The sequence below is a fragment of the uncultured Gimesia sp. genome, assembly GCF_937910335.1.
GTDB lineage: Bacteria > Planctomycetota > Planctomycetia > Planctomycetales > Planctomycetaceae > Gimesia.
Map to the genome: position 1 here is coordinate 1 of NZ_CALEMX010000106.1, position 3,804 is coordinate 3,804.

Below are 3,804 nucleotides of genomic sequence, written 5' to 3' on the forward strand. Positions count from 1 at the left end.
AATCTCGGATTTCGTCGAGGACCGGATGGGTCGCATTACCGAACAGGGAGAGTTGTTGATGCGATGATTGCTTTTGTGGGCGGGGGGGAATCGTTGTTTTTCCACTAGTGGCATCGATGTGGTCTTTTTCGAGTGTTGAAAGAATTTGATTGGCTCGCTGAATAATCTGATCCGGCACACCTGCCAGACGGGCCACATGAATTCCATAACTTTTATTGGCAGAACCCTCGACAATTTTGTGCAGGAAGACGATTTCACCATCCTGTTCATGAACGGCGACATTCCAGTTGCTGGCTTGCTTCAGCGTTTGTGTTAACTCAGTGAGTTCATGGTAGTGCGTTGCGAACAGGGTTCGCGATTTGAGGTGGTCGTGTAGAAATTCGGTCATTGACCAGGCTAGTGATATTCCATCATAAGTGCTGGTGCCACGTCCAATTTCATCCAGAATTACGAGACTGCGTTCAGAGGCTGAATTCAGGATGCGAGCCGCTTCGGTCATTTCGACCATAAATGTACTCTGACCTTTGCTCAATTCATCACTGGCACCGACTCTTGCAAAGATGCGATCTGCAATACCGATGCGCGCTTCACTGGCAGGGATGAAGGAGCCGATTTGCGCCATCAAAGTTAAGAGCGCCGCTTGACGAATATATGTACTTTTACCTGCCATGTTCGGCCCAGTAATAATTTGAACCCGGCCGTACGGATCACCTAATAAGACATCATTGGGCACAAATTCCCCCGTTGGTTGTAGACGGTCAAGAACGGGATGTCGACTCTCTCTGATATCCAACACTGGTTCTTCCGTAATCTCTGGGCGAGTATAGCCGGCATGTGTCGCAAGGTGTGCCAATCCAAAGAGTACATCAATTTGCGCCAGGATCTCTGCTGTTTTTTGAGTCCGTGGTGCTTCCTTTGCAACCCGCTCCCTCAGCTCATTAAAGAGGGTCTGTTCCAATTCCACTGCACGGTCTTCCGCTTTGAGAACTTTTTCTTCGTATTCTTTCAATTCAGGTGTAATATAGCGTTCCTGATTTTTGAGAGTCTGTTTACGAATATAATGTTCTGGAACTTTGGCAGCATGGGCGGCTGAAACTTCGAGATAATAACCAAAGACTCTATTGTAGCCCACTTTCAAATTGGGAATGCCAATCCGTTCTGATTCCTCATTGCGATAGCCGGCGATCCATTCTTTGCCTCCTTTGGAAAGAGACCTCATTTCATCCAGTTCGTCACAAAATCCCGTTCGAATCACGCCTCCTTCGTTGAGTGTGAGCGGGGGATCATCCACAATCATCGTCTCGATATCCGATCGAACTTCGGCACAGAGATCGATATCTGCTTCGAGCGTCTGCAGCAACTCCGATTTTCGACCGGAGAGTTTTGCTTTCAGTTTGGGAAGTAATGCTAACGTCTGGGCAAGGAAACTCAGGTCGCGGGCGCTGGCCCTGCCGGTTGCAATGCGTGCAGTGAGACGCTGCAAATCATACGTTTTCGCAAGTTGTTCTCGGATATCGTGACAAAGGACCGGGTTTTGCGAAAGTTCCTCAATGGCATCGAGCCGCCGATGAATTTCAGTCAGACTCGTTAAGGGGTTGGCAATCCAGTCGGTTAGCAGGCGGGCTCCCATCGAAGTGACGGTTTCATCGAGAACGGAAATCAGGCTGCCTTCACGTTTGCCCTCACGAATGGTGCGTGTGAGTTCCAGGCTGCGTCTGGTTGCCTCATCGATCAAAAGGCGGTCAGTACGTTCGTATGGTTCAATCTGATTGATATGAGGAATGGAACTTTTCTGCGTGTCCTGCACATATTCTAACAGGGCACCCGCGGCGGTGATGGAAGCAGAGCCCTGTTCCAGGTTGAAGCCTTCCAGTGTGTTCGTTCCAAAATGTGCCAGTAGACGTTTTTCACATTCGTCAGTCGCAAAAGACCACGTAGGGCGTTCGGTCAGCATTGTATCCAGATGGCCGATGGCATTTTGCAGTGCGGTATTCCCTTCTGCAAAAATACATTCCGCCGGGTGAATGCGGGCCAGTTCATCAACCAGATGTTCCGCCGTCGTATTGGATGTCAAAAATCGACCAGTGGATAATTCCAGCCAGGCAAGACCGATATTAGACTTGCCAAAATAGATACTCGCCAGGAAATTATTCTCATGCGGATTCAGTAAAGCGTCATCGGTCAGGGTGCCCGGGGTGACCACTCTGGTGACTTCGCGTTTGACCATGCCCTTGGCTTTTTTGGGGTCTTCCACCTGATCACAGATGGAGGCGCGGTAGCCGGCGTGGATCAGTTTATAGAGGTAGCTGTCCAGCGAATGATGCGGGAAGCCCGCCATGGGAATAGGATTGCTGGAAGTTTTATCGCGACTGGTGAGAGTGATTCCCAAAACGCGGGCTGCGACTTCCGCATCTTCATTAAAAAGTTCGTAGAAATCGCCCATGCGAAACAGTAGCAAAGTTCCCGGATTCTGGCGTTTGACTTCCAGATACCGCTCCATCATCGGGGTCAGCTTCTTGCCTGTATTAGTCATGCGTTTTTTGTTTTCTCTGACTGTTAGTTAATTATTCGTTCTCTTTTCCGGAAACAATGTACTGACACTGGTGCGGTCATGAATGGATCGTATCGCGGATGCAAATGAATGGGCGACTGAGATGACTTCCAGATTGTCGGGTAAGGGGTCTGCCAGAGTTTCAATCGTGTTGGTCATAAACATTTTCTTTAGCGGACTATTGCCGATTCGCTCTGCTGCACCCTTTGATAAAACGCCATGTGTGACAGCCGCATAAATATCATTTGCCCCTCGCTTTTTCAGGGTTTCCGCCATGCTGATTAACGTTCGTCCTGTGATCGTGAAGTCATCAACCAGGATCACATTTTTACCCTTTACCTCACCAATCACTTCCAACACTTCCACGGTTTCTGAATGATCTTTTCGGGCTTTGTTTCCTATCACGACTGGCGTTCCCAGAAGTTTTGCGAAATCCGATGCTTCCTTGGCAAACCCCACATCAGGGCTGCAGACGACCAGATTTTCGATGTTCATTTTCTGGATGTGTTCGCTGATTACGTGCCGACCATAAAGATGATCCACGGGAACACTGAAAAATCCCTGAATCTGAGGGCTGTGTAAATCCATCGTCAATACACGATCGGCGCCCGCCACTTCGATGGCATCCGCACAGACACGTGCCCGGATCGAGACGCGGGGCTCGTCTTTCTTGTCTCCCTTCGCATAGCTGAAAAAGGGTATCACCGCGGTTACCTGTTGTGCACTGGCACGTTTTAAGGCGTCGATCCAAAACATGAGTTCGACAAAATTATCGTTCACCGGATAATGCACGCCCTGGATCAGGTAGACATCGCGTCCGCGGACATTTTCTTTAATTCTGACAAAAATGTTGCCTTCGCTGAACTGGTGCGCTTCACAGGGTGTCAAACGGATGCCCAGGTCATCGGCGATGGCTTGCGCAAGCAGGGGATTTCCTGAGCCCGCGAGGATTGTCAGGTCACCTTGAGGAGGCTGAAATGACTGGACGCGAGGACCTCTGGAAAGTGGATTTGGAGAACTAGGCATTAAATAACAGATCAATCAAACAGGGCAATCACTTGCCGGAAAACATTACTATTCTTGGGAATTCTGGATAATTTCGCTCTGCTCCATTCACGGAGAAAAGCAGACTCCATAATATCGATGCTGAATGGCAAAACAAGCGAACGCTTGCCAATATCCGCTTGGATCGTTCCAAGAGGTTTACGGATGTCTGTATTAGAGACACAAACAGGTTACACAGGGTTGGAATT

2 protein-coding genes are annotated in these 3,804 nt (G+C 49.1%); both read right to left on the reverse strand.

Features of this window, described 5'->3' with window-relative positions; translation table 11 throughout:
* On the reverse strand, window positions 1-2,533 hold a 2,533-nt coding region (gene mutS, locus Q0668_RS04240; protein WP_298860269.1), incomplete at its 3' end, for a DNA mismatch repair protein MutS.
* A 27-nt stretch (window positions 2,534-2,560) separates the two neighbouring features.
* Window positions 2,561-3,577: a ribose-phosphate pyrophosphokinase gene (locus Q0668_RS04245; protein WP_298860272.1), complete on the reverse strand. Its 1,017-nt coding sequence runs from the start codon at window positions 3,575-3,577 to the stop codon at window positions 2,561-2,563.
* Window positions 3,578-3,804 lie beyond the last annotated feature (227 nt).

Excerpts from the sequence above, each read along its gene's own strand:
- Q0668_RS04245 (WP_298860272.1), bottom strand. The coding sequence starts at position 3,577 with ATGCCTAGTTCTCCAAATCCACTTTCCAGAGGTCCTCGCGTCCAGTCA.